Origin of the sequence: Aeromicrobium sp. HA, assembly GCF_027171405.1 — a bacterium.
GTDB lineage: Bacteria > Actinomycetota > Actinomycetes > Propionibacteriales > Nocardioidaceae > Aeromicrobium > Aeromicrobium tamlense.
The window spans coordinates 2,710,473-2,735,334 of sequence record NZ_CP114372.1; the positions used below are offsets into that span (position 1 = coordinate 2,710,473).

The following is a 24,862-nucleotide window of genomic DNA, read 5'->3' on the forward strand; positions in this document are numbered from 1 at the left end:
TCACGCGCCGCGGACCCGGCGGCCGAGCACGGCGCGGGCGGGCCCCGCGATCCGGCCGGGAAGGACCGAGAGCACGGTGGCGGTGGTCTTCGGGCGCAGCACCGCGAGGGCCAGCAGGTACGTGATGCCCACGGCGGCCCCGCCCAAGAAGATCTCGAGGACGAGCGGCAGCGGGTCGGCGAGGTGCAGCACGCCCCAGCCGACGGCGCCCGCGACGATCGCGGTGGGCACGACCCCGAGGAACGGCAGGATGACCTGCCAGCGGGTCGCCCCGATGACGGGCGCGACCGGGATCGAGCGCAGCAGCGCCTCGACCGTGGCGATCGTGGCCCAGCCGACGACGACCGCCATCAGCCCGAACTGGACGAGGTACAGGGACACCAGCAGCGCCAGGCTGTAGATCGTCGCGATGAAGGCGAACCAGCGACCGGGATGTCCGGTGCCGACCAGGAGCGCCTGGTCGACGGCCCAGCCGACGCCCGCGATCGCCATCACGGCCAGGGCGGGGACGACGTGGGCGCTCTCGGCCTTGTCCGCGCCGAACAGCAGCTGGACCACCTCGGGCGCCGCGACCGCGAGGAACACCATGAGCGGCGTGATGACCGCGTAGGCCACGGACGAGGCCCGCAGGTACGCGCCGCGCAGCCGGTCGACCGAGTCGCGGATCTTCGCGAACGCGGCCATCGAGACCGGCAGCAGCGCCGAGATCGACAGGTCCTGCGCCGTCTGGACCAGCCGCTGCGCGATCGAGAGGTAGCCCATCTCGCGCACGCCCAGCCCGGCCACGACGATCGCGGTCTCGGCCCAGACGCGCAGCGCGTAGACCAGGCCGCTGCCCACGACGTGCAGGCCGAAGTCGACCATGACCTTGAAGCGCGCGAAGGAGAAGCCGGGGTGCGGCCGCCAGCGCGCGACGATCCACACCGAGACGAGCACGATCAGCTGGCCGCACAGGACCTGCAGGACGAGCGCCCAGGCGCCGCCGCCGGTGAGCGCGACCGCGATCGCGACGACCTGGGCGATGATGGCGGCGTTGGCCTCGAGGAGCGCGAGCTTGCGGAACTCCATCGCCCGGCGCAGCAGGGCCACCGGGACCGAGCCGAGGGCGACGGCCAGCACGGACAGGCCCATGACCTGCAGCAGCGGCGCGGCCTCGGGCACGCCGAGGGCCGAGCCGATGAACGGGGCCGCCACGGCGATCGCACCGGCCAGCAGCAGGCCCGAGCCGAGCGAGAACCAGAACGCCGTGGCGAGGGTGCGCTCGTCGACGTCGTCGGCCTGGACCAGGTACGCCGAGAAGCCCGCGTCGGCGAGCACGTAGATCAGCGGCAGCAGCGTGGTGGCCGTGGCCGCGACGCCGAAGTCCTCCGGGGACAGGATCCGCGTCAGGATGATGATCGTCAGGAAGCCGCCGAGGCGCGTCACCCAGCGCTGAGCGGTCATCCACAGCACGCTGATCGAGGTGTGGCGTGCGAGGCCCGTGTCGTCGCTCATGCTCACCCCATCACCCTCGTGGGTCGCACGCCGGGGAGGCCGCAGCACGAGTCCCGGGCGTCTGCCGCAAACCGCCGAAAGGCACCGGCCGACCGCTTTACACTGTACTGCGCAGCACTGCTCCCAGTGGGCGAATCCGCCAGACCGGCCACCGTGCGTGGACGACGTCGAGAGGACCGATTCATGAGCGACGGTCGACAGGCTTCGAGCGCGGCCCGCCGCGTCCTGCGGCCCCGCACGTGGCGACGCTGGGCGCGCCTGGCGAACTTCGCCGGCTACGACGGCGCCGAGCTGGACGACGCCACGATCGGCGCGGGCGTGCGCCTCTCCCCCACGGTCTCGGTGCGCAATGGCAGCCGGGTCACGATCGGCGCCGGCTCCCACATCGGCCAGGGCAGCTGCCTGTGGGCGGGCGACGCGAGCGGCAGCATCACGCTCGGCGACCACGCGCTGCTCGGGCCCGACGTGTTCATCACCGCCTCGAACTACGACTTCGACGCCGGCGCCGGTCCCGTGATGGACCTGCCCAAGCGCGAGGCCGACGTCGTGATCGGCGCGAACACCTGGCTGGGCACCCGCGTCGTGGTGCTGCCCGGCGTCACGATCGGCGACGGCACGATCGTCGCCGCCGGTGCCGTCGTCACCCGCGATCTCCCGCCCGACTCGGTGGCCGCCGGCGTCCCCGCCACCGTCGTCCGGCGCCGCGGTGCGTCCTCATGACCGACGTCACGATCGTCATCGTCACGTACAACAGCGCCGACTGGGTGGGTCGCTGCCTCGACTCGCTGCCCGCCGCGCTCGGCGACCTCGAGGCCGAGCTCGTCGTGGTCGACAACGCCTCGGCCGACGACAGCGCGGAGGTCGTGGCGCGCCACGCGCCCCACGCGCGGCTGCTGCACAACGACGTCAACGCGGGCTTCGCCCGCGCGGTCAACCAAGGTGCCGCGGCCGGCTCCGCGCCGTGGGTGCTGCTGCTCAACCCGGACATGGAGGCGCGGCCCGGCTCGCTCGCCGAGCTGGTCGGGTTCGCGCACCGCCACCCCGGTCACGGCATGTACGGCGGCCGCACCCTGACCACCGAGGGCGAGCTCGAGCCTTCCTCGTGCTGGGGCCTGCCGAGCCTGTGGAGCACGTTCTGCTTCGCCTCGGGCCTGTCCACCGTCTTCCGTCACTCACGCGTGTTCGACCCCGAGGCCATCGGCGGCTGGCAGCGCGACTCGGTACGCGAGGTCGGCATGATCACCGGCTGCCTGCTGCTGGTGGAGCGCCGGCTGTGGAACCGGCTCGGCGGCTTCGACGAGCGCTACTTCGTCTACGGTGAGGACGCCGACCTCAGCGCCCGGGCGCGAGCCCTCGGCGCGCGTCCCGTCATCGACCCCGCGGTCGAGGTCGTCCACGCGATCGGCACGTCCTCCCCCGGCACTGCCGGCAGCAAGCCGCTGCTGCTGGCCGGCAAGATCACCTACGCCCGTACGCATCACGGGCGCCTGGGGCCGCTGGGTGTCTGGCTGCTGCGCGCCGGCGTCGGCCTGCGCGCACTCGGCGCCCGCCTCACCGGCAGGGGCGCGAAGTGGCTGGCCACGTGGCAGCGCCGCGCCGAGTGGTGGGACGGCTTCCCCGAGGGCAGCGGACGATGAGCGGCGCGGCCCGGGCCAGCATCGTCATCCCCGCCCACGACGAGGAGCGCGTCATCGGGCGCACGCTGACCGCCGCGCTCGCCGGCACCGCGCCGCACGAGTACGAGACCGTCGTGGTCTGCAACGGCACCACCGACGCCACGCCCCGGATCGCCGCGGCGTTCGACGGCGTCCGCGTGGTCGAGATCGCCACGCCCTCCAAGACCGCCGCGCTCAACGCCGGCGACGCCGCCGTGTCGGCGTTCCCGCGCGTCTACCTCGACGCCGACGTCGTCCTCGGCCCCGGCGCGCTGGAGGCCGTGGTCACGGCGCTCGAGGCGGGTCACCCGGCGGCGGCCCCGCGCCCCGTCTTCGACACCACGGGCCTGTCGCTGCCGTGCCGCGCGTACTACGCGATCCGCTCGCGGCTCGGCTACGTCAGGCACCACGTCATCGGCGCCGGCGTCTACGCGGTGTCGGCCGAGGGGCGTGCGCGGTTCGGCGCCTTCCCCGACGTCATCGCCGACGACGGCTGGGTCTACGCCCACTTCGACCACGCCGAGCGCGTCAACCCGCCCGGCGCCACGTTCACCGTGCACCCGCCGCGCACGCTGCGGTCGCTCTACCGGCGCCAGGTCCGGATCGTCGCGGGCAACCAGCAGCTGGCCGCCCTCGGCCACCGGGTCGAGGCGCCGCGCCCCACGTGGCGCGACGTCGTGCGGTCCGAGCCGCGGCTGATGCCCGCCGCCGTGGTCTACGTGGCCGTCACCGTGGCGGCCCGCGCCCACGCCCGCCTGCGGGCGCGACGCGGCGACCACGGCTGGAACCGCGACGAGACCTCGCGCGGCGTCGTCGGCACCGAGGCGGGACGCTGATGCGCCGCCTCGTCCTCATCGGCCTGGCGCTCGGCGTCGGCCTCGTCGCGCTCGCCGCCGCCGCGTTCTTCGTGCTCGACCCGTTCGACGACGGAGCGCCCTCGGGCGACGTCGTGTCGCTGTGGCCCGAGGTCCCACCGGCGCACGTCGACGTGGTGAGCGACGCGGACCCGGTCGAGCTCGGCACCGCCTTCACGAGCAAGGTCGAGGGCGATGTCGCCGGCGTGCGGTTCTGGTGGACGCCGCGCAACGAGGGCCCGCACACTGCCAGCCTCTGGTCGCCCGACGGCGAGCGGCTCGCCACCGTCGACTTCGAGCAGGCCGGCGGCCAGGAGGGCTGGCGCACCGCGTGGTTCGACCAGCCCGTCGAGATCTCCGAGGGCGAGCGGTACGTCGTGTCGTACCACGCGCCGCGCGGCCACTTCGCCCAGACGGTGGGCTTCTCGGGACAGTCGTACACCGGCGCGCTCGCGGTGGAGCCCGGCGAGAGCGGCGTCTATGCCGACGGCGAGAGCGCGTTCCCGACGAAGTCGTGGGAGTCCAGCCAGTACTGGGTCGACCCGCTGTTCGTGCCGCGGGAAGAGGTGCCGGAGGCGGACGCCCCCGCCCTGCCGAAGATCGTCGACACCGACGACTTCCGCGCCGAGGGCTTCCCGACCTCGACGAACACGGGTGTGCCGAAGGACTGGGAGCCGCAGCAGACCTTCACCGGCGACGTCGACATCGACGAGCCCGGCGCGGTGCTGGAGGACGTGCGCATCGTGAACGGGGTGCTGCACGTGCGCGCACCCGACGTGACGATCCGGCGGGTCGAGTTCGTGGGCTCGCGCATCGACAACCTGCAGGCGAGCTCCTGCAACAACGACCTCGTGATCGAGGACTCCAGCTTCGTCCGTGGCGACACCGAGCTGTTCCAGCCCGCCGTCCAGTTCGGCGGCTACCGCGCCACGCGCGTCAAGGTCATCGGACTGTCCGAGGGTCTGCGTGCCGGCGGTCGCCCGAACGGCTGCGGCCCGGTCGTGATCGAGGACTCCTACGTCAGCATCGCGCCGGCGGACGGGTGCCCCGACGTCGACTGGCACGGCGACGGGTTCCAGGCCTACGACGCCGCGGCGGTGACGATCCGCGACACGACGATCCTGCTCAACCACGACGAGGGGTGCCTGGGCAACGGCGCGATCTTCCACCCGAACGACGCGGGCAACGAGCGCCTCACCGTGGAGAACGTGCTGGTCGCCGGCGGCGGGTTCCCGTTCCGGCTCGGCACCCCGGGCGAGGTCTCGGGCCTCAAGGTCGTCGCCGACTCGTGGGAGTACGGACCCACCACGATCACCTCGTGCGGGGCCACGCGCTGGGGCTCCGGGAACGAGGCCGTCACGGTGTCGAAGGACGGCACGGTCGCCAGCGTCGGCGCGCTCAGCTGTCGGTGAGGGAGGAGTACGCGGCGCGCTCGGCGTCGGCGACCCTGCCGTAGAGCTCGGGCAGATCGGCGGGATCGGCCGCCAACACCTCGTCGAGCCGCGCGTGCGCCGCCTTCGCCCCGGCGTACACCTGGCGGCCGTACTCGTCGCGGCGCTTGAGCGCGTAGAGGAAGAGCTTGTAGCGCAGGTACCGGCGAAGCCTGCGTCGCGCGAGTGAGCGGTCGGGCATCACCTTGGCGCAGATGTACACGTAGTTGAGGACGTGGAAGAAGCCGTAGTCGAAGCCGGCGGCCCGCGCTCCCGGCGCCACGCAGTGGAACACGAGCGAGCGCGGCGCCGCGGCGACGAGCGACCCGGCCGCCAGCACGCGCAGGCCGATGTCGATGTCCTCGTGCGTGGCGTAGCCGACCCGCGAGCCGAGCGTGGCGTCGAACCGCACCGCCCGGAGCACGTCGGTGCGGAACGTCATCCGGTAGCCGCCGATCGTGGGCACGAGCGGGTGGTCGAGCCCGTCGGCGACCGCCCCGGAGCGCAGCGCGCGCGTGCGCTCGGCGCCGTAGAGGACGAAGGGGGCGGGCACCAGCAGCCGCTCCACACGGTTGCGGACGGCCATCACGGCGGGCACGTTGGTCAGTCGCCGGGTGGGCGCGACGGGCACGTCGACACCGGGGGGCGCGGAGGCCACAGGGGTCGCGGAGACGGCGCCGTAGCGCGCGTTGCGGTCCTGCTCGTAGACGCCCATGAGGTGCTCGGCCGTGTCGGGGAACCACAGCGAGTCGTCGTCGGGGTACATCGTGACCGGCTCCTCGACGAGGTCGAGGCCCTGGTTGCGCTGCGCCGGCAGGTTGGCGTGGTCGCCGTAGCGGACGACCACCGGGACGTCGGTGTCGCGGGCGACCGCCTCGCAGTACGCGCGCACGGCCTCGTGGTCGTCGCTGCGGTCGACCACGACGATCCGGGCGGCGGGCCGGGTCTGCGCCACGAAGAGCGGCAGCGAGATGCGCAGCATGTCGAGGCGGTTCCGCGTGGCCACCACGATGGCGTAGTCGAGCATCGCGCCGAGCCTATCCGCGCCCCGCGGTGGCGCGGGCGCAAACGGTGGGACCGGGCTCGCCCGCCAGGCGGGCGTCGGTCCAGGCGAACAGGTCGGGGTACAGCGGCGAGTCCTCCAGCACGAGTCCCAGGTGGTCACGCCCCTCGACGGTCAGGTAGTCCAGGACCTGGTCGCGCGCGCACGCCCGGGTGGCGAACTCGGCCTGTCGCTCGGCCGGGACCACGGTGTCGGCCGAGCCCTGCGCCAGGAGCAGGGGCGCCGGGACCGGGAGCTCGGGCTCGTTCTCCCCCAGTCTCCTGCCCATCGCGCCGTCGGCGAAGTACTGGTCGAAGATCGCACCGTCCTGGAACGACATCACCTCCTCAGCGAGCTCGGAGTAGGCCTGCGGGTCGGGCAGGCACTCCGCGGCCAGCTTCCGTCCGAACGACTCGGCCTCGTCGCTCGCGTAGTCGCCCCAGCTGACGTCGTCGTACGCCGCGTCGTAGGACGCCATCGTGTACGCGGCGAAGATGCGGTCCTGCGCCGGCAGCCGGTCGAATGTCTCGCGCAGGAAGGTGGCCGGCGCGAGGGCGGCGACGCCGTCCAGCTCGAGCTCGGGCGCGTAGGTCGGCTGGAGCCCTCCGGCCCAGAGGGCGGCGTGCCCACCCTGGGAGAAGCCCCAGACGGCGGTCCGCGGCGACGTGCTCAGCCCGTCGACCTCGCGCGCGGCCCGGGCGGCGTCGAGCATCGTCCGGCCGGCACCCTCGCCGATCAGGTAGGGCTGCTCGCCGTCGGCGCCCACGCCGGGGAAGTCGGGCGCGACGAGGACCCAGCCGCGCCGCAGCACCTCGTCGCCGACGTACATCGACCCCGCGGCCATCGGGTCCTGCTGCAGGCTCGGCGAGCAGTCGCGGGCGAAGCCCGACGTCCCGTGGCCCCACACCAGGACGGGGAGGTCGGTCAGCGTGGAGTCCTCCGGGGCGTAGACGGCCGCACTCGCCTCGACGGGCTCACCGTCGCGGTCGGTCGTCGTGTAGAGGATGCGCCAGGCCCGGCTGCCCGCGAGCGGCGACTCCGCGACCGGCTCGACCTCGAGCACCGTCCCCGGCTCCTGCGGCAGGGGGCCGTCGGTGCGCCGGGCGTCAGACGGCTCGTCCCGCAGCGCCCACAGGAGCACGACCGCCACGACCGCCAGCGCGAGCAGGGCGGCCAGCACGACGAGCACCGTGCTGCGGGACGGGGTGGGGTTCACGGCGTCTCGCCTACCCGAAGTAGCGGTAGCGGTGCCAGCGCGGCCACCGCGATCGGACGGCCGCGGTGCGCACGGCCGCGCGGGCGTGGGCGGACAGGCCGTCGGGCGAGTGACCCTCGCGCAGCGCCTGGAGGTCGGCCCACTGGGCCCGCTCGACGACGTGGCGATCGATCCGGCGCGCGGTGTCGAAGGCCTCGTCGTACGCCTCGTCGGACAGCGGCGACTCCTGCGCGAGCAGCAGCGCGGTCAGCAGCACCTCGTCGGCCAGCCGGCGCCGCACGTGCGGGTGGAGCCGCTCGGCCGCGTCGCGGTCGCCCCACGACGACAGGAAGCGGTCGTAGGCACGCCAGCGCTCCCACGCGTCGCGGGCGAGGCCGACCTGCATCGACATGCTGCTCGGGTGACGGCGGTAGTAGGCCTGGTCGACGCCGTTCACGTGCCCGACGTCGGCGACGGCGGCGATCTTGAGCCACATGAGCGCGTCGTGGGTGAACGGCAGGTCCTCGTCGTAGGGCCCCACCTCGTGCTGCACCGAGGTGCGCACGACCGCCTCGGGCGAGGCGATGTTGCTCCACGACCGGCGCAGCTGCATCCGGATCCAGTCGTCGCCGTCCCACGTGGTCCACGTGACGGCCGGCCGGGTGGGCCGGCGCACCGGGTCGGTGAGGAACTTCTGCGTCTTGCCGTAGACCAGGCCGATGCTCGGATGGGCCTCCATGAGCGCCGTGGCCCGCCCGAGCGCGCCGGGCGCCAGCTGGTCGTCGGACGAGATCAGGACGACGTAGTCCGAGTCGGCCTGCGAGACGCCCTTGTTGAACGTGGGGACGGCGCCGAGGTTGACCTCGTTGCGGATCAGCCGGACGTTGTCGTGCTCGGCCGCGAGCCGCTCGGCCACCTCGGCGGAGTCGTCGGTGGACTTGTCGTCGAGGATCGTGACCTGGGTGGTGACGTGCGGCTGGCGCACGATCGCCTCGACCGCGGCCGGCAGGTAGTGGCCGTAGTTGTAGCAGGGCACGACGACCTCGACGTGGGGCAGCCGCCCGGTGGTGGGACGGGTGGGCCAGCGCAGCTTCACGAAGCGTCCTCCTGCACGACCTTCGCGAGGGTCGTGACGACCTCGTCCTGGTCGGAAGCGGTCAGGTGCGGGTGCATGGGCAGCGAGAGTATCCGCCGGGCGGCCTCCTCGGCGACCGGGAACGAGCCGGGTCCGTGCCCGAGGTGGGCGTAGGCGTCGGTGAGGTGCACGGGCGTCGGGTAGTGGATCGCGGCGCCGATGCCCTCCTCGTGCAGGCGCGCCAGCACGCGGTCGCGGTCGTCGACCTGCACGACGTAGAGGTGCCAGACGTCCTCGTTGCCCGGCCGCACCCGTGGCGTGCGGACGCCTGGCACGTCGGCCAGCAGCTCGGTGTAGCGGGCGGCTGCGGCGCGGCGGGCCTCGTTCCACCGCTCGAGCCGACGCAGCTTCGCGCTCAGCACGACCGCGTGCACGGCGTCGAGGCGCGAGTTGATGCCGACCCGGTCGTGCACGTACTTGACCGTGCTGCCGTGGTTCGCGGTGCTGCGGACGACCTCGGCGACGGCCGCGTCGTGGGTGAGCACGGCCCCCGCGTCGCCGGCGGCACCGAGGTTCTTGCCGGGGTAGAAGCTGGTGGACGAGGCGTCGCCCAGGGCCCCGGCGACGCCGGCGGACGAGCGCGCGCCCTGCGCCTGGGCGGTGTCCTCGACGATCGCGAGGCCGTGGCGCTCGGCGATCGGCCGCAGCAGCTCGACGGGCGCGGTCTGGCCGAACAGGTGCACCGGCACGAGGGCACGGGTGCGGTCGGTGATCGCGGCCTCGACGAGGTCGGGGTCGATCAGCAGGTACTCGGGGTCCGCGTCGACCAGCACCGGCACCGCGCCGATCCGCGCGACGGCACCCGCCGTGGCGACGAACGTGTTGGCCGGCAGCACCACCTCGTCGCCCGCCGTGACGCCCACGGCGCGCAGGGCGAGCTCGATCGCGTCGGTGCCGTTGGCCACGGCGACGCAGTGGTCGACGCCGACGTAGGCCGCGTACTCGCGCTCGAACGCCTCGATGTCGGGCCCGCCGATGAACTCCGACGAGGCGAACAGCTCCTGCCACCGGGGCAGGACCTCGTCGGCGATCTCGGCCTGCTGGGCGGCGAGGTCGAGGAAGGGCACTCTCATGGCTGCTCCGGCTTCTGCAGGACTCGGTTGGCGCCGACCACGACGGCGCCCGGCGCGACGTCGCGCGAGACGACGGCGCCGGAGCCGATCACGGCGTCGTCGCCGATGACCACCCCCGGGAGGATCGAGGCGTTCGAGCCGATCGCGACGCGGTCGCCGATCACCGGCGGCTCGCACGTCCACTCCGCGGCCCCGGCCTGCGGGTAGCGCGAGTTCGCGGTCATCACGCCGTGCCCGATGAACACGTCGTCGCCGACCCGCATGCCCTCGCACACCAGCGTGTGGGACTGGATGCGCACGTTCGAGCCGCAGACGACGTCGTTCTGGACCTCCACGAACGGACCGACGAAGCAGCGATCGCCGAACGTGGCCTCGTAGATGTTGACCTGCTCGGCCACGACGCAGTCGTCGCCGAACGTCGAGTCGCGGATGCCGAGGGACAGCCGCCGCGGCTCACTCACCTCATCTCTCGCAGGATCGCGTCGGAGGCCTCGAAGACGGCATCGATCTTGCCGCACAGCACGGAGAACAGACGGTCGTGCTGACGCACCTCGGTGACCCGGGAGTCGCCCATGTCGGTGGCCAGCTTCGTCTTGGCGGTGACCCACAGCTCCTTCTGGTCGTGCTCGATGTGCAGGTACTCCCCCACGTCCTGGGCGATGCGCGCGGCGACGTGCTCGCGCTCGGCGATCTCGTAGCGGTGGGGGTAGTCGGCCCGGAGCTCGTCGTGCGAGTCGTACCGGCGCATCGGGGTGTACGCGACCGAGGACAGCGTGTGGAGCCCCTCGTACGCCGGGTAGACCGACACGTAGTCGCCGTCCATGATCGTCACGGCCCTGGCGGGTGGCAGCGAGGTCTTCGCCAGCACGAGCGCCGCCAGCTCCCACTTGATGCGGAAGTGCTTGTCGGCGGGCAGGCCCATGTTGGGGTCGGTGTAGCTGGCGTTGATGACGTAGTCGAACGGCCCGAACTCGCGCGAGCCGCTGCGCAGGACTCCGGCGGCGGCGTCGACCTCGTCGATCGGCGTGTCCACGTGCAGCACGCCGTCGAACCGGTGCACCAGCCGCTCGCGCAACGCCTTCACGTCGATCGACTTCTCCAGCACCTTGACCAGCAGCCCGTAGTCGTCGGGCCGGCGCAGCAGGTCGCCGGTGATCGGCAGGACCTCGTACTTCAGGTGGAACGAGTTCATCACGGCGAGGTACTCCTCCACCGACACCAGTCCGTCGTGGTGCACCGCGTAGAGGTTCTCGTCGACGTCGCTGAGGAACTCGGAGTACTCGCCGGTGAAGCGGTCGAAGCCCATGATCGACTGGTAGATCGTGTAGCCCGAGCGCGGGTAGTGGAAGCCCATGTGCAGGCGGCACTGGTTCGTGGTGCCGGCGCCGACGAGCGGCGTGGGCTCCCTCTCGAAGATCTCGACCCGGACGTCGCCGAACCGTCGCTCGATCTGCTGCGCGATGTGGAATCCGAAGAATCCACCCCCGATGATCCCGACGCGCATCGCTCAGCCCGCCGTGGTCCGGCCGACGACGACGCGCTCGAACCGCGCCACGGGCGAGCCCGAGACGGCTCCTCCCGCGTTGAGTCCGATCCTCACGTTCGTCAGCGTACGACTGACGGTGCCCACCTCGCGCCAGTTTTGACCAGCATCCGTGGAGAAGGCACCGGTGATCACGCCGGTGGCGGCATGGCGGGTGAAGCGCAGCTGCAGCGAGGTGGCCGTGGTGGCCACGCGCTGCACGACCGGGGGGCCCGACCGCTCGTCGATCAGGGCCACCGTGTGGGCGCCCGCCGCGGAGTTGTAGGCACGGGTCAGCTCGACGTAGTTGTCGTCGTCGACGTAGAGCACGATCCCGCCGTGCTGGTAGTTCGCCGTCGGTGCGTAGCTCATCGTGGTGGTCACGCTCGTCCACGTCGCCGGCAGGTCACGGAACACGGTGTTGGTCGTGTTGTTCATCGCCTGCCACAGGTCGCCCTGGCCCGTGGCCAGGCCCAGCCCGTTCGTCGCGTAGCTCGGCGCCGCCGTGGCGCTCTCGGTGTTGCGGACCGCGCCGGCCGCCGTGCGGGCCGCGAAGTCCCAGCCCGCGGCCAGCAGGCCGGCGCGCGACGTCTGGTCGAGCACGTGCGTGTCCGTCGTCTCGGTCGGGGCCGTGGGCGTCGGCGTCGGCGTCGTGGGGGACGGCGACGGCGACGGCGTCGTCGGTGTCGGTGTCGTCGGCGTCGACGGCGTCGTCGGCGTCGGTGTCGCTGTCGGTGTCGGCGTGGTCGGCGACGGGGCCGGCTCGGTCGGTGCGACCGTGGCCGGCACCTGGATCGTGGCCTCGCGGAAGGTCGCGGTGACCTGCGCACCCGTCGCGCCGCCGGAGTTCAGCGCCAGCCGCGGAGCCGTGAAGCCGCGCGTGACGGTGCTGACCGTGCGCCACGTGGCTCCGGCGTCGCTCGAGAACGAGGACACGATCTGGTTCGTCGCCGCGTTGCGCTCGAACCGCAGCACGAGGTCCGTCGCGGTCACGCCCGAGACGGCCTGCGCCGCCGGGGTGCCCGAGGTCTCGTTGACCGCCATGACGATCTGTCCGCCGGCGGTGGAGTGGTACGACCGCGCGAGCTCGAGGTAGTTGTCGTCGTTGTCGTACAGCACGATCCCGGCGTGCTGGTAGTTCGCGGACGGCGCGTGGGTCAGCCGCACCCGGACCGAGGTCCAGTTGCTGGGCAGGTCGCGCAGGACCGTGTTGTCGGAGTTGTTCGACGTCGACCACAGGTCGCCCGACGTGGTCGGCAGGCCGAGGCCCTGCGCCGAGTACGTCGCCGTGGCGCCGCTGGTGCGCTCGGTGTCGCGCACGATCCCGGCGCCCGTGCGGGCGCGGAAGTCCCAGCCGTCCGCGATCATCGCGGCGCGGTTCGCGTAGCCGAGCGAGAACGTCCCGCCCGCGGGCGGCGTCGTGGTGGGCGGCGTCGTCGTCGGGCTGGTCGTGGGCTGGGTGGTCGGCGTCGTGGTGGGCTGCGTCGTCGGCTGGGTGGTCGGCTGCGTCGTCGGCGTCGTGGTGGGCGCGGTGGTCGGCTGGGTCGACTCGTCCGCCGCGACGACGACCTCGTCGTACAGCGCGGTGGGCTGCGAGGTGGTCTGCGCGTCGGCGCCCGTCAGCAGCGCGAGTCGCGAGAACGCCCGCGTCGAGCTCACCGAGCCGGCCGGGATCCACGAGGCCCCGCCCGTCGTGGAGTACGCCGCGGTGATCGTGTTGCCCGACCGGGTCAGCCGCAGGCGCAGGCTCGTCGCCGTGGCCGTCTGCGCCTGGACGATCTGCGCCGTGCCCCCGACCTCGTTGACCAGCGAGACCCGCTGGCCCACGTTGAAGCTGCGCGTCAGCAGCACGTAGTTGTCGTCGTCGTCGTACACGCCGATGCCCGCGGACTGGTAGTTCCGGGTGGGCGCGAACGACGGGACCGACAGCTCGACACGGCTCCACCCGGAGGGCAGGTCGCGCAGCAGCGAGTTCCGCGAGTTGTTCATCGACGACCAGATGTCGCCGGTGTCGACCGGCACTCGCAGGCCGGAGGCCGAGTACGAGACCACGGCGCCGGACGTGCGCTCGGTGTCGCGCACCGCGCCGGCCGCCGTCCTCGCCTTGAAGTCCCAGCCGTCGGCCAGCAGCGCCGCGCGGTCGGGGTAGTTCAGGAGGTAGCTCTTCTCGCCCTTGGGCGTGATGGTGAGCGACACCGGGACGATGACCGGGCTGCCCGCCGCGCCGGACGCGTGCAGCTTGACCGAGCCGGAGTACGTGCCCGCCGCCAGGGAGCCCGGGTTCGCGCGCACCGTGACGCTGCCGTCGCCGGTGCCCGACTCGGGCGTGACCGAGAGCCACGAGGCGCCCGAGACGACCTCGGCACCCCAGGTCAGCGTGCCCGCGCCGGAGTTCGTGACGGCGAGCGTCTTCTCCTTCACCGCCCCGTCCTGGGCCGACGTGAAGGACAGCGGGGTGTCGTCGACCTCGAGGATCGGCGGCACCGTCTCGGACTTGAGGATCTTGACGGCCTGCTTCGACGTGGTGACCGCCGAGGAGAAGTAGAGGGTGGAGGTGTCGCCCTCGGTGCGGATGCGGAACGGCACCGTCGCGCCGGCCACCCGGACGCCCGAGACGTGCGGCACGCCCGTGACGTCGACGGTGAACGTGAGGGCGTCGCGCGACTTCACGAACGCCTCGGCATCACGCTGCGGGACGGCAGGCAGGGGCAGCCGGCGGATCGTGAAGTCGAGGGCGTCCTGGCCGTCGACGACGTCGTCGATCACCGTGCGGTTGCGCTGGTGGATGTACTTCACGACCGTGCCGATGGGCGCCGACCAGACGTCCTTCGTGGCGGCGTAGGCGATCGCGCCGTCGTCGTTGGTCATGTCGTGCAGGACGAGGTTGGCCCACTTGCCCTGGCTCTGGGCGTCGTCGACGATCGTCTTCAGGTCGGCCGGGGGCACGGGCGTGTGCTCGTGGGAGTTGAAGCTCTTGAGGTCCATGAAGTCGACGGGCGTCGTGTCCTCGAGCGCGTTCCAGTTGTAGCCGCGCGCGGACAGGAAGTAGTCGGCGGCGGTGACCCCGTACTCGATGTTGCGGAAGCCACACGGCCACACGAGGCTCTGGACCTCGTCGGCCGAGCCCGTGGCCTGCGCGACGGCCGAGATGCTGCCGGTCATGTGCGAGATCAGGCTCGTGCGGCTCACCAGCGTGCACAGGTGGTAGAGCAGGTGCGAGCCCAGCTCCATGCCGTCGGCGTACATCTGCGGGTAGCTCGCGGGAGGCGTGCTGCCGTTCATGACGAAGGTGCCCTTGGTCCCGGCGGCCTTCAGCTCGGCGTAGCCCGAGTCGTACGAGTCGTCGGTGGAGGAGCTGAACGCACCGCGGTGACCGTCCTTCCAGGTGGAGATGCCCACCGGGCCGGACGGGTTCACCACGACGCGCACGTCGACGGTCTGGCTCTGGTCGACGCCGGGCGCGTCGTCGCGGACGGTGACCTGGGCGGAGTGGACGCCTGCGGACAGCTCGTCGCAGTCGGCCGTGACGGTCAGCTGCGCGGGGCTCGGGCCCGACGTGGCGGACAGCGAGATCCATGACGCGTCGGCGGAGGCGGTCCACGGCAGGTCGTCACCGTTCCAGGTGACGACCGAGACGGCCTGTCCCCCGGTGCACGGGCGGCCGGCGCGGGTGCCGAAGGCGATCTGCGAGGGCGAGGTGTCCAGCACCGAGCGGCTGTAGTCGGGCTGCGTGGCGGCCTGGACGGTGGGGGCGCTCGTGGTGGGCGCGGTGGTCGGGGCGCTCGTGGGAGCGGAGGTGGGCGCGCTGGTCGCGGCGCTCGTGGGAGCCGGGGACGGCTCGCTCGTCGGCGCGGGCTCGGAGGCGCTCGGCGTCGGCGTGGGGTCGGTGGTCTCGGCGGACGCCGGAGCGCCCAGGGCCGAGGCCAGCACGGCCAGCGTCGCGAGGATCGTCGCGGTCCGCCGGCCCGGGGGGTTGAGATGAAGCATCACGCCGTCCTTCACAGATGGCCTCTGCACTCCCGCCTGTTGCGACGCATGAGACCCGAATCTCCACACTGATGTCGCGGTGCGTTCGTGAACCTTCGAGACCGCGAGCACCCCCCGTGTCTCGGAGCCTAACGACCGGAACGCCGGGGTTTTGTCGGCTTTCCCAATGTTGTGACCAGTGCGACTGATGTGGTGTGTGACGTCATCGTCATCACCCGCGGAGAGGCACCATCGGGCCTCCTTGATACGTCCAGCGAGTCCCTGCCGTATCACGAGTGCCCACCCATATCTGGCATATCAGTGGTCACGCGAGTCACACGTGCCCCATACTTCGAGGGTGAACACGAAGACGCTGGGCCTCGGCTCGCTGGTGGCGCTCGTGGCGACGGCCGTCGTCACGGCCGGTGCGATCACGTCCGCTCGCGCCAGCGCGCCCGCTCCCCGCGCGGCCACGGCCGCCACCACCGCCAAGGTGAAGATCGTCAACCCGACCCAGCGCGTGGTGGGGTGGGCCGGCTCGGTCCGCGTCGTCCCGCAGGTCAAGCGCGCCCGGGGCGTCAAGGTGCTCTCGAAGCGCATCACCGTGTCCCGCAGCGGCAAGCGCCTCCACACGAACCGCAGCGCCGTGCGCCTGCGCCCCGGCACGTACCGTGCCGTCATCACCGTGAAGTCCCGCTCGAAGGGGCGCACCGCCACGACGCGCCGCGCGATGCGCCTCGTCGTGCGCCAGAACGCCTGCGCGACCGCCCCCGACATTCGCGCCCTGAGGATCGACGCGGCGTTCTCGCCCTCGGTCCGCGGCACGTCGCTCGCGCAGACCCAGCGACTGATGCGCTCCCCCGGGACGCTCGAGCGCGTCAACGTCTCGCAGGTGCTGCAGCACTCCGCGCGGCTGTCGCGCCTCTACTCCGACCCGAACGTCATGGCCCAGGCGAACGCCGAGCTCGGCCCGCTGCGGCGGCTGGCGGCGAAGGGCGTGACCTCGGTGCAGGAGCGCGAGTTCGCGGCCTGCGGCATCGCGACCCGCTTCGTCGGCGTCTTCGCCGACGGCGAGCTGGTCCAGCTCAAGACCATCTGACGCGGCGGCGTCAGGAGTTGAAGGCGCTCTGCGTCTTCTCCAGGCCGACGGCGATCAGGCTCTCGACCGCGTCGGCGGCCTCCTGCGTGACGATGTCGGCCTCGGTGCGCTCGACCTTCGCGAACGGCTTGAGCACGAAGTCGTGCACGGGCTGCTGGCCGGGCGGGCGCCCGATGCCGAACCGCACGCGCAGGAAGTCGCCCGTGCCGATCGACTGACGGATCGACTTCAGCCCGTTGTGCCCGTTGTCGCCGCCGCCGGACTTGCAGCGCAGCGAGCCCAGCGGCAGGTCGAGCTCGTCGTGGATGACGATCAGCCGGTCGGGCGTGACGTCGTAGTACTTCATCAGCGCGGAGACCGCCCCGCCGCTCTCGTTCATGTAGGTGCGAGAGCGGCCCAGGACCGTGCGCTCGCTCGCGAGCAGGCCCGAGACGATGTCGGCGCGCGCCGTCTTCAGAGACGAGAACCGGCCGCCCATGCGGGCGGCCAGCTCATCGGTCACGTGGTACCCGACGTTGTGCCGGGTGGCGGCATAGGTCGGGCCGGGGTTCCCCAGCCCGACGACCAGCCAGGTCATCAGCTCTCGGTGGACTCCGGCTCGGCGGCCTGCTCCTCGGCGGGCGCCTCGGGCTGGTCGTGCTCGATGCCGGCCTCGGCCTCGGCGTCCTCGAGCTCGGCCTCGACCTCGGCCGCGGTGGGCGCGTGGGTCAGGTTGAGGATGAGCAGGTCCTCCTCGACCGCCAGGGCCGCACCCCGGGGCAGGTCGAGGTCGGAGGCGAGCACCTGCGCGCCGACCTGCAGGCCCTCGACCGAGACCTCGATCTCGGACGGGATGTGCGTGGCCTCGACCTCGAGGGCGACCGTGGCGTTCTCGGTGACCAGCAGGACGCCGGCCTCGGGCTCGCCCACGACGGTGATCGCGACGTCGACGGTGACCTTCTCGCCACGCTTGACGATGAGCAGGTCGACGTGCTCGATGAAGCCCTTGAGCGGGTCGCGCTGGACCTGCTTCGGGATGGCGAGGTGGTTGTCCGAGCCCAGGTCGATCGCGAGCAGCGCGTTCGGGGTCTTGAGCGCGAGCATCGTGTCGTGGCCGGGCAGGGTCACGTGGATCGGGTCGGTGCCGTGTCCGTAGAGGACGGCGGGGATCTTGTCGTCACGTCGGATGCGGCGCGCGGCACCCTTGCCGAACTCGGTGCGCTGCTCGGCGGAAAGCTTGATCTCGGCCACGGGGATTCTCTCCTTGGAGGGTTCAGTCTGAAGTCTGGGCTCGGCGCTCGACACAGCACTCCTGTGGAGCGCCCTGTCGATCACGGTCCGGTGGACCCTCGCCGAGGCAACCCCACGAGTCTAACCCACCCGTGCGGGCGAGCCGAAATCGGCCGCGAGGAGCGACTCAGGCCCAGCAGCGGGTCAGCACGAGGTGGGTGGCGAGAGCCATCAGCGCCGAGACGGCGACCGAGAGGATGCCCAGCGTGCTCACGGTGAGGACGCCGCTGAGCAGCACGACGCCGGAGGCGACCATGATCGCGACGACCACCGGCTCGCTCACGCGGCCCTCGAGCCAGCCGACCGCGAGCCGGGCCAGCACGACGATCACCGCGGCGGCCAGGGCGAGCGCCACGACCAGCACCGCGAGCGGCAGCAGCAGGTTCGTGGTGAGGTCGCCGGCCGAAAGAGCCAGCAGCAGCGTGCCCGCGACGCCGATCGCGGCGTACAGCAGCGCCAGCTGCGCCGCGGCGCGCACGACCGACCCGGTGGTCACGCCGTCCTCACTCCGGGACTCGCCTCACTCGGAGAAGAGGCTCGTGACCGAGCCGTCCTCGAACACCGCCGAGACGGCCTGCGCCAGCAGCGGGGCGATCGACAGGACGGTGAGCTTGTCGAACTGACGGTCCTCCGACAGCGGCAGCGTGTTGGTGACGATGACCTCGGTGGCGACCGAGTTCTTCAGCTTGTCGACGGCCTCGCCCGAGAACACGGCGTGCGTGGCGGCGATGACGACCTCGGCCGCGCCGTCGTTCATGAGGGCCTCGGCGGCCTGGCAGATCGTGCCGCCGGTGTCGATGAGGTCGTCGACCAGGATGCACGTGCGGCCGGCGACCTCGCCGACGACCCGGTTGGCCTTGGTGACGTTGGCCTGCGAGATGTCGCGGGTCTTGTGGATGAACGCCAGCGGGGCGTTGTCGAACTGGCGGGCCCACTGCTCGGCGACCTTGATCCGGCCGGCGTCGGGCGAGACCACCGCGAGCGGCTTGTTGCCGTAGCGCTTGCGCACCTGACGCGTCAGGATCGGCATGGCCAGGAGATGGTCGACGGGGCCGTCGAAGAAGCCCTGGATCTGCGCGGTGTGCAGGTCGACCGTCATGAGGCGGTCGGCGCCGGCGGCCAGGAAGAGGTCGGCCATGAGGCGGGCGCTGATGGGCTCGCGACCGAGGTGCTTCTTGTCCTGGCGGGCGTAGCCGTAGAACGGCAGGACCACGGTGATGCGCTTGGCCGAGGCGCGCTTGAGCGCGTCGATCATGATGAGCTGCTCCATGATCGCCTCGTTGATGGGCGCGGCGTGGCTCTGGATCACGAAGGCGTCGCAGCCGCGCACCGACTCCTCGAAGCGCACGTAGATCTCGCCGTTGGCGAAGTCGTACGCCGTGGTGGGCACGCAGTCCACCTCGAGCAGCTCGGCGACCTCCTGGGCGAGGATCGGGTGCGCGCGGCCCGAGAACAACATGAGGTTGCTCGTGGGCGTGCGCTTACTGAGGCTCTTGTTGGTGGCCACCGCTGGTCTCCTGCGTGGTCTGGTCCGCGGCGTGCGCGGAAGGCGTACCCGGTCGCCGGCTCGCGACCCACCCCTCGATTGTCCTCTGTCCCGACGCGGGGACGGCCAGCGCCCCCGGCGCCACGTCCTCGCGGACGACCGTTCCCGCGCCCGTGTGAGCGCCGTCACCGAGGCTCACGGGCGCGACGAACACGTTGTGGCACCCGGTCTTGACGTGCGTGCCGATCGTGGTGCGGTGCTTGGTCACCCCGTCGTAGTTGGCGGTGATCGCGCCGGCTCCCAAGTTGGTGCCCTCCCCCACCTCGGCGTCGCCGATGTAGGACAGGTGCGGCACCTTCGCGCCGGGGCCGATGTGGCTGTTCTTGACCTCGACGAACGTGCCGACCTTCGAGCCGGTGTCGAGGACCGCGCCGGGGCGCAGGTAGGCGAACGGGCCGACGGTGGCGCCCGGGCCGACCACGGCATCCGACCCGTGCGTGCGGACGACCGAGGCGTCGTCGCCGACCTCGACGTCGCGCAGCGTGGTGTCGGGCCCGATCGTGACGCCCTCGCCGATCGTGGTGGCGCCCAGCAGCTGGGTGCCCGGAAGGATCGTGGTGTCGCGGCCGATCGTGACGGCGCTGTCGATCCACGTGGTCTCGGGGTCGACGATCGTGACTCCCTCGGCGAGCCAGCGATTGACCGTGCGGCGATTGAGCTCCCGACCGAGGCGCACCAGCTGGCGGCGGTCGTTGACGCCCTCGGTCTGCCAGACGTCCTCGAGGACGTGGGCGCCGACGGGCAGTCCCTCGGTGACGGCCTGGCCGACGATGTCGGTGAGGTACAGCTCGGCCTGCGCGTTGTCGGTGCTCAGCGCCCGCACGGCGCGGTCGAGGAACGGGCCGTCGACGACGAGGATGCCGCTGTTGACCTCGCGGGTCGCGCGCTCCTCGTCCGTGCAGTCCTTGTGCTCGCGGATCGCGGTGACCGCGCCCGAGGCGTCGCGCAGGATCCGTCCGTAGCCGGTGGGGTCCTCGGGCTCCGAGGTGAGGATCGTGACGGCGTGGCCGTGCGCGCGGTGCTCGTCGACGAGGCCGCGCAGCGTCTCGGCGGACAGCAGCGGCACGTCGGCGTAGGTGACCAGGTAGGTCGCGGAGGTCGAGCCGGCGGCGTCCAGCGCGACGCGGACGGCGTCGCCGGTGCCGCGCTGCTCGGTCTGGACGGCGATCGTGGCGGAGGGGTCGAGCCGCGTGACGGCCGCCTCGACCTGCTCGCGGTCGTGGCCGACGACGGTGACCACGTGATCGATCCCGGCGGTCCGCACGGCGTCGAGCGCGTGGCCCAGCATGGGGCGCCCGGCGATCTCGTGCAGCACCTTCGCTCGGCGCGACTTCATCCGGGTCCCGGCACCAGCTGCCAGGACGATCGCGGTGACCTGCTCGCTCACATCACTCCTCGGTTCGACGACCTTCCGAGTGTAGGTGTCCCCCGGCCGGGCGTCCCAGCCGAGACCGGCGTTGCGGCGTCGAGCAGCCGAGGGTCCGGCCGTCATGGGTCGCGCAGTCGTTAGGGTGACGCCATGACCGCCGTGGGAGACCCTGGACCCTTCGCGTCGCATCTGGGCTTCCGGGTGGTACGCGCCGATGCCGAGGGCGCCGTCGTCGAGGCGACACCCGGGCCCGATCACGTGAACGGCGGCGGCATCCTGCACGGCGGGTACCTCAACGCCCTCCTCGACAGCGCCACCGGGTGGGCAGTGCACGCGACCGGGGCCGGCGTCGTCGCCCCGCACGTCCAGCTCAGCACCCAGTTCGTCCGTGCCGGCGCACCGGGCAGGCCGCTCGTCTGTGTGGCGACCTGCATCAGCGCCGGCGGGCGGATCGCGATGACGGAGGGGGAGATCACCCAGGATGGACGGGTGATCGCCCGCGCGACCGGCACGCATGCCGTCATCGCACGGGGCTGAGGGGCGCTGGCTCCCCGGGTAGGAGTCGAACCTACGTCGCTTGTCCTGATTCAAAGTCAGGCGGGCCCTGCCGGCAGACCAACCGGGGATCGGTGGCCTCAGGCTACCGGAGCCGGCTCGTGCGCCCGGCCGCTGCGGCGCACGGCAACTATCTCTACGTCAAGATTCTTGATGGACTACCGTGACGGTATGGACGAGGTCGACGAGATCGTCGCGGCGTGGCGCCGTGAGCGCCCCGACGTCGAGGTGTCCCCGCTCGAGGTCTTCAGCCGCCTGATGCGACTGGCCAAGCACCTCGAGCGGCTCCGCAAGCAGGCGTTCACCGCGCACGAGCTCGACGTGTGGGAGTGGGACGTGCTGTCCGCGCTGCGCCGCTCGGGCGAGCCCTACGAGCTCTCCCCCGGCCACCTCGTCGCCGCCACGATGGTCACGAGCGGCACGATGACCAACCGCGTCGACCGGCTCGTCCAGCGCGGGCTCGTGCAGCGCCGGCCCGCCCCGTCGGATCGACGCGGCGTGCTCGTGCGGCTCACCCCCGAGGGCCGCCAGCGCGTCGACGGCGCCCTCGACACCCTCATCGGGCTGGAGTCGGCGATCCTCGAGGATCTCCCCTCGACCGAGCGCGACCACGTCGCCCAGGCCCTGCGCACCCTCACGAGCCACTTCAACGGCTGACCCGCCCGCGCCCCTTCTCCACGTTTGGAACGGGTTGCACCGTTCCCGGGCGCGAGAGGGTTCAACGCGCTCCAGAAGCGGAGGGTGCGTCAGGACTCGAGGGCGGCGGACGCCTCGAGCCAGGCCTCCTCGGTGGCCTCGAGCTCCTCGGCCAGCGGGCGGCGCTCGGTGTCGAGCTCCATGAGGCGCGCGGGCTGCGTGGCGGCGTCGACCATCGCGCGGTCGAGGTCGGCGATCCGCTCGGTGAGCCGCTCGATCTGGCGCTCCATCCGCGCCACGTCCTTCTTCAGCTGGCGCTCGTCCTGCCCGCCACGCGAGCCCTGCGCGCGTGGCGCGGGCGCGGCGACGGCCGCCGGCTCCGCGTCCGCGGCGGCACGCAGCCGGAGGTACTCGTCGACCCCGCCCGGGAGGTGGCGCAGGTGCGAGTCGAGCACCGCGAACTGGTGGTCGGTGACGCGCTCGAGCAGGTACCGGTCGTGCGACACGACCAGCAGCGTGCCCGGCCACGTGTCGAGGAGGTCCTCGATCGCGGCCAGCATGTCGGTGTCCATGTCGTTCGTCGGCTCGTCGAGGATCAGCACGTTCGGCTCGTCGAGCAGGATCAGCATGAGCTGCAGCCGGCGCCGCTGGCCGCCCGAGAGGTCCCGGACCGGCGTGGACAGCTGGGCCGAGGTGAAGCCGAGCCGCTCGAGCAGCTGGCCGGGCGTCATCTCCTTGCCCTCGGCGACGTACGAGGTGCGCTTGCGCGCGACGACCTCGCTGACGCGGTCGTCCGCCACGGCGTCGAGGTCGGCGAGGTGCTGGGTGAGCGCCGCGATCTTCACGGTCTTGCCGCGCTTGACGCGGCCGGTGGTGGGCAGGACCTCGCCGGTCACCAGCCCGAGCAGGGTGCTCTTGCCCGCACCGTTCGGGCCGAGGATGCCCGCCCGCTCGCCCGGACCGATCCGCCACTCGACGTCGCGCAGCACGGGCTGGCCGTCGTAGGCGACCGAGACGTCGAGGATGTCGACGACGTCCTTGCCCAGGCGCGCGGTGGCCAGCTTCGCCAGCGAGACCGCGTCGCGCACGGGAGGCTCCCGCGCGATCAGCTCGTTCGCGGCGTCGATGCGGAACTTGGGCTTCGAGGTGCGCGCGGGGGCGCCGCGCCGCAGCCACGCCAGCTCCTTGCGCATGAGGTTCTGGCGCCGCTCCTCCGAGGCCGCGGCCTGCCGGTCGCGCTCGACGCGCTGCAGCACGTAGGCCGCGTAGCCGCCCTCGTAGGCGTCGACGCGCGCGTCGTGGACCTCCCACGTGAGCGTGCAGACCTCGTCGAGGAACCAGCGATCGTGGGTGACGACGAGGAGCGCCTCGGTGCGGCGCTTCACGTGCTCGGCCAGCCACGTGACGCCCTCGAGGTCGAGGTGGTTGGTGGGCTCGTCGAGCACCAGCAGGTCCCAGCGCTGCACGAGCGTGCGGGCCAGCGCGACGCGGCGCCGCTGACCGCCGCTCAGCGTGCCGACGAGCGCCCGGTGCTCGACGTCGCCCATGAGGCCGGCGAGTACGTCGCGGACGCCCGCGTCGGACGCCCACTCGTGCTCGGGGCGGTCGCCGACGACCGAGGTGATCGCGGTGAGCGACGGGTCGAGGACGTCGTCCTGCTCGACCACCCCGACGCGCAGGTCGCGCCGCCACGTGACGCGACCGGAGTCGGGCTCGAAGCGCATGGCCAGGATCCGCAGCAGCGTGGACTTGCCGTCGCCGTTGCGACCGACGACGCCGATGCGGTCGCCGTCGCCGACGCCCACGGTGACGTCGGACAGGACCGTGCCGGACGGGAACGACTGGCCGATGCGCTCGGCGACGACGAGGGGCGGCATCAGACGAGCCGCGCGCCCGACACGGGGCCGCGGGACTGCAGGACGTCGGCCGCCGCTCCCGTGCTGGCCAGCGCCATCGCGAGGTCGAGCGCGTGCTGGTCAGAGGCGGCCAGGAAGGCGGTGGTGGGGCCCGAGCCGGAGATGATCGCGCCGAGGGCGCCGGCCTCCAGGCCGACCTCGAGCGTGTCGGCGAGCTCGGGACGCAGGGACAGGGACGCGTCGGTCAGGTCGTTCGAGAGGGCCTGGCCGAGGGCGTGCGCGTCGCCGGCGCGCAGCGCGTTGAGCAGCGCGTCGGGGACCTCGGGCTCCTCCGGGGCGTCGGGGGTGATGCGGTCGAACTCGGCGTAGACGGCCGCCGTGGACAGTCCTTCGGGCGCGGTGGCGAAGACCCAGTGGTAGCTGCCGCGGGCCAGCACGGGGCTCACGGTCTCGCCGCGCCCACCGCCGATCGCGTTGCCGCCGTGGAGGAGGAACGGGACGTCGCTGCCCAGCTCGGCCGCGAGGGGCTCGAGGTCGGCGCGGCCGAGCCCGCCGCCCCACAGCTCGTTGCAGCCGACCAGCGCCGCGGCCGCGTCGGCCGAGCCGCCGGCCATGCCGCCCGCGACGGGGATGAGCTTGCGGATCGCGATGTCCGCGCCGAGGGTCTCGTCGCCGAGGCGCGTCCGCAGCAGCTTCGCCGCCCGGACCGCGATGTTGTCGTCGCCGTCGGGCACCTGCGACCCCTCGGGGAGGTCCAGCTCGGTGTGCACCGCGACCGCCAGCTCGCCGTCCTCGCGCGAGGAGATGCGCAGCTCGTCGTGCAGGTCGACGGCCTGGTAGACGGTGGCGAGCGGGTGGAACCCGTCGGCGCGCACACGGCCGACACCCAGGCACAGATTGATCTTGGCCGGCACTCGCACGGTCACCCTCGTCACCACGCCCACCAACCTAACGGGCGCCGCCGGGTGCGGCTTCCCCGGTGACGGTGGTTGGCCGTCCCGGCCACGAGATGTGTAGCGCTGACCACCCTTTTTCGGCGTCAACCCTCCGAAAACGGTGGATACCGCTACAGATCTCGCGGACCGGAGGTCCGAGGGGGCCGTCAGGCGCCCGGCCGCCTCGGCCGACGGGTGGCTTGGCGCTGTCCATGCGTCTTTCGCCTCGAC

The 24,862-nt window shown here is 72.4% G+C and carries 22 protein-coding genes and 1 tRNA gene; 7 read left to right on the forward strand and 16 right to left on the reverse strand.

Annotated elements, in window-relative coordinates; genetic code table 11:
• A complete protein-coding gene (locus O3S82_RS13405) occupies positions 1-1,494 on the reverse strand; it encodes a lipopolysaccharide biosynthesis protein (RefSeq protein WP_179423104.1) in 1,494 nt (497 codons plus the stop codon).
• Positions 1,495-1,677: 183 nt separating this feature from the next.
• Here O3S82_RS13405 and O3S82_RS13410 point away from each other — a divergent pair, with 183 nt between their 5' ends.
• The 4 genes from O3S82_RS13410 to O3S82_RS13425 are packed head-to-tail and all read left to right on the forward strand — an operon-like array spanning position 1,678 to position 5,415.
• Positions 1,678-2,214 carry an acyltransferase gene (locus tag O3S82_RS13410; RefSeq protein ID WP_269303469.1) on the forward strand — a complete coding sequence of 179 codons (537 nt, stop codon included), beginning with the start codon at positions 1,678-1,680 and terminating at the stop codon, positions 2,212-2,214.
• On the forward strand, positions 2,211-3,131 hold the full coding sequence (locus O3S82_RS13415; RefSeq protein WP_269303471.1) for a glycosyltransferase family 2 protein: 921 nt from the start codon (positions 2,211-2,213) through the stop codon (positions 3,129-3,131). The genes O3S82_RS13410 and O3S82_RS13415 overlap by 4 nt, the downstream gene beginning before the upstream one ends.
• Entirely contained in the window at positions 3,128-3,985 is an 858-nt protein-coding gene (locus tag O3S82_RS13420; protein ID WP_179423098.1) for a glycosyltransferase family 2 protein, read from the forward strand. The genes O3S82_RS13415 and O3S82_RS13420 overlap by 4 nt, the downstream gene beginning before the upstream one ends.
• Positions 3,985-5,415 (forward strand): DUF4082 domain-containing protein, encoded by a 1,431-nt coding sequence (locus tag O3S82_RS13425; protein ID WP_269303472.1) that lies wholly within the window; start codon positions 3,985-3,987, stop codon positions 5,413-5,415. The genes O3S82_RS13420 and O3S82_RS13425 overlap by 1 nt, the downstream gene beginning before the upstream one ends.
• Here the strand turns inward: O3S82_RS13425 and O3S82_RS13430 are convergent.
• The 7 genes from O3S82_RS13430 to O3S82_RS13460 are packed head-to-tail and all read right to left on the reverse strand — an operon-like array spanning position 5,402 to position 15,387.
• Positions 5,402-6,460, reverse strand: a complete 1,059-nt coding sequence (locus tag O3S82_RS13430) for a glycosyltransferase family 2 protein (RefSeq protein WP_269303474.1) — start codon at positions 6,458-6,460, stop codon at positions 5,402-5,404. The genes O3S82_RS13425 and O3S82_RS13430 overlap by 14 nt on opposite strands.
• Positions 6,461-6,470: 10 nt before the next feature.
• A complete protein-coding gene (locus tag O3S82_RS13435; protein WP_179423092.1) occupies positions 6,471-7,691 on the reverse strand; it encodes a lipase family protein in 1,221 nt (406 codons plus the stop codon).
• Between the two features lie 10 nt (positions 7,692-7,701).
• The gene (locus tag O3S82_RS13440; protein WP_179423090.1) at positions 7,702-8,766 is read right to left on the reverse strand and encodes a glycosyltransferase family 2 protein; all 1,065 of its coding nucleotides are present in this window, start codon (positions 8,764-8,766) and stop codon (positions 7,702-7,704) included.
• The gene (locus O3S82_RS13445) at positions 8,763-9,878 is read right to left on the reverse strand and encodes a DegT/DnrJ/EryC1/StrS family aminotransferase (RefSeq protein ID WP_269303476.1); all 1,116 of its coding nucleotides are present in this window, start codon (positions 9,876-9,878) and stop codon (positions 8,763-8,765) included. The genes O3S82_RS13440 and O3S82_RS13445 overlap by 4 nt, the downstream gene beginning before the upstream one ends.
• Positions 9,875-10,339: an acyltransferase gene (locus tag O3S82_RS13450; RefSeq protein ID WP_179423086.1), complete on the reverse strand. Its 465-nt coding sequence runs from the start codon at positions 10,337-10,339 to the stop codon at positions 9,875-9,877. The genes O3S82_RS13445 and O3S82_RS13450 overlap by 4 nt, the downstream gene beginning before the upstream one ends.
• Positions 10,336-11,382, reverse strand: a complete 1,047-nt coding sequence (locus tag O3S82_RS13455) for a hypothetical protein (RefSeq protein WP_269303478.1) — start codon at positions 11,380-11,382, stop codon at positions 10,336-10,338. Before O3S82_RS13455 ends, O3S82_RS13450 begins: the two co-directional genes overlap by 4 nt.
• Before the next feature lie 3 nt (positions 11,383-11,385).
• The gene (locus tag O3S82_RS13460) at positions 11,386-15,387 is read right to left on the reverse strand and encodes a BACON domain-containing protein (RefSeq protein WP_269303480.1); all 4,002 of its coding nucleotides are present in this window, start codon (positions 15,385-15,387) and stop codon (positions 11,386-11,388) included.
• Between the two features lie 337 nt (positions 15,388-15,724).
• On the opposite strand from O3S82_RS13460, the gene O3S82_RS13465 reads away from it, so the two are divergent.
• Positions 15,725-16,465 (forward strand): hypothetical protein, encoded by a 741-nt coding sequence (locus O3S82_RS13465; RefSeq protein WP_269303482.1) that lies wholly within the window; start codon positions 15,725-15,727, stop codon positions 16,463-16,465.
• Positions 16,466-16,475: 10 nt separating this feature from the next.
• Here the strand turns inward: O3S82_RS13465 and pth are convergent, their stop codons facing one another.
• The 5 genes from pth to glmU all read right to left on the reverse strand — a co-directional run bounded on the left by pth (position 16,476) and on the right by glmU (position 20,667).
• Complete coding sequence (gene pth / locus O3S82_RS13470; RefSeq protein ID WP_269303484.1) at positions 16,476-17,042, reverse strand: aminoacyl-tRNA hydrolase; 567 nt, start codon at positions 17,040-17,042, stop codon at positions 16,476-16,478.
• A complete protein-coding gene (locus O3S82_RS13475; protein ID WP_179423076.1) occupies positions 17,042-17,695 on the reverse strand; it encodes a 50S ribosomal protein L25/general stress protein Ctc in 654 nt (217 codons plus the stop codon). The genes pth and O3S82_RS13475 overlap by 1 nt, the downstream gene beginning before the upstream one ends.
• Positions 17,696-17,861: 166 nt before the next feature.
• Entirely contained in the window at positions 17,862-18,230 is a 369-nt protein-coding gene (locus tag O3S82_RS13480) for a hypothetical protein (protein WP_179423074.1), read from the reverse strand.
• A gap of 24 nt (positions 18,231-18,254) precedes the next feature.
• Positions 18,255-19,193 (reverse strand): ribose-phosphate diphosphokinase, encoded by a 939-nt coding sequence (locus O3S82_RS13485; RefSeq protein ID WP_179427941.1) that lies wholly within the window; start codon positions 19,191-19,193, stop codon positions 18,255-18,257.
• Positions 19,194-19,215: 22 nt separating this feature from the next.
• Entirely contained in the window at positions 19,216-20,667 is a 1,452-nt protein-coding gene (glmU, locus tag O3S82_RS13490) for a bifunctional UDP-N-acetylglucosamine diphosphorylase/glucosamine-1-phosphate N-acetyltransferase GlmU (protein WP_269303486.1), read from the reverse strand.
• 132 nt (positions 20,668-20,799) lie between these two features.
• Between glmU and O3S82_RS13495 the strand changes: the two genes are divergently transcribed.
• Positions 20,800-21,186, forward strand: coding sequence for a PaaI family thioesterase (locus tag O3S82_RS13495; protein ID WP_179423070.1), 387 nt, complete (start codon positions 20,800-20,802; stop codon positions 21,184-21,186).
• Positions 21,187-21,193: 7 nt separating this feature from the next.
• On the opposite strand, the gene O3S82_RS13500 is transcribed toward O3S82_RS13495, so the two are convergent.
• A tRNA-Gln gene (locus O3S82_RS13500) sits at positions 21,194-21,275 on the reverse strand.
• A 100-nt stretch (positions 21,276-21,375) separates the two neighbouring features.
• On the opposite strand from O3S82_RS13500, the gene O3S82_RS13505 reads away from it, so the two are divergent.
• Positions 21,376-21,861, forward strand: a complete 486-nt coding sequence (locus O3S82_RS13505) for a MarR family winged helix-turn-helix transcriptional regulator (protein ID WP_223302974.1) — start codon at positions 21,376-21,378, stop codon at positions 21,859-21,861.
• A gap of 89 nt (positions 21,862-21,950) precedes the next feature.
• On the opposite strand, the gene O3S82_RS13510 is transcribed toward O3S82_RS13505, so the two are convergent.
• Positions 21,951-23,717 carry an ABC-F family ATP-binding cassette domain-containing protein gene (locus O3S82_RS13510; RefSeq protein ID WP_269303489.1) on the reverse strand — a complete coding sequence of 589 codons (1,767 nt, stop codon included), beginning with the start codon at positions 23,715-23,717 and terminating at the stop codon, positions 21,951-21,953.
• Positions 23,717-24,622 (reverse strand): 4-(cytidine 5'-diphospho)-2-C-methyl-D-erythritol kinase, encoded by a 906-nt coding sequence (locus O3S82_RS13515; protein ID WP_331283438.1) that lies wholly within the window; start codon positions 24,620-24,622, stop codon positions 23,717-23,719. The genes O3S82_RS13510 and O3S82_RS13515 overlap by 1 nt, the downstream gene beginning before the upstream one ends.
• Positions 24,623-24,862 lie beyond the last annotated feature (240 nt).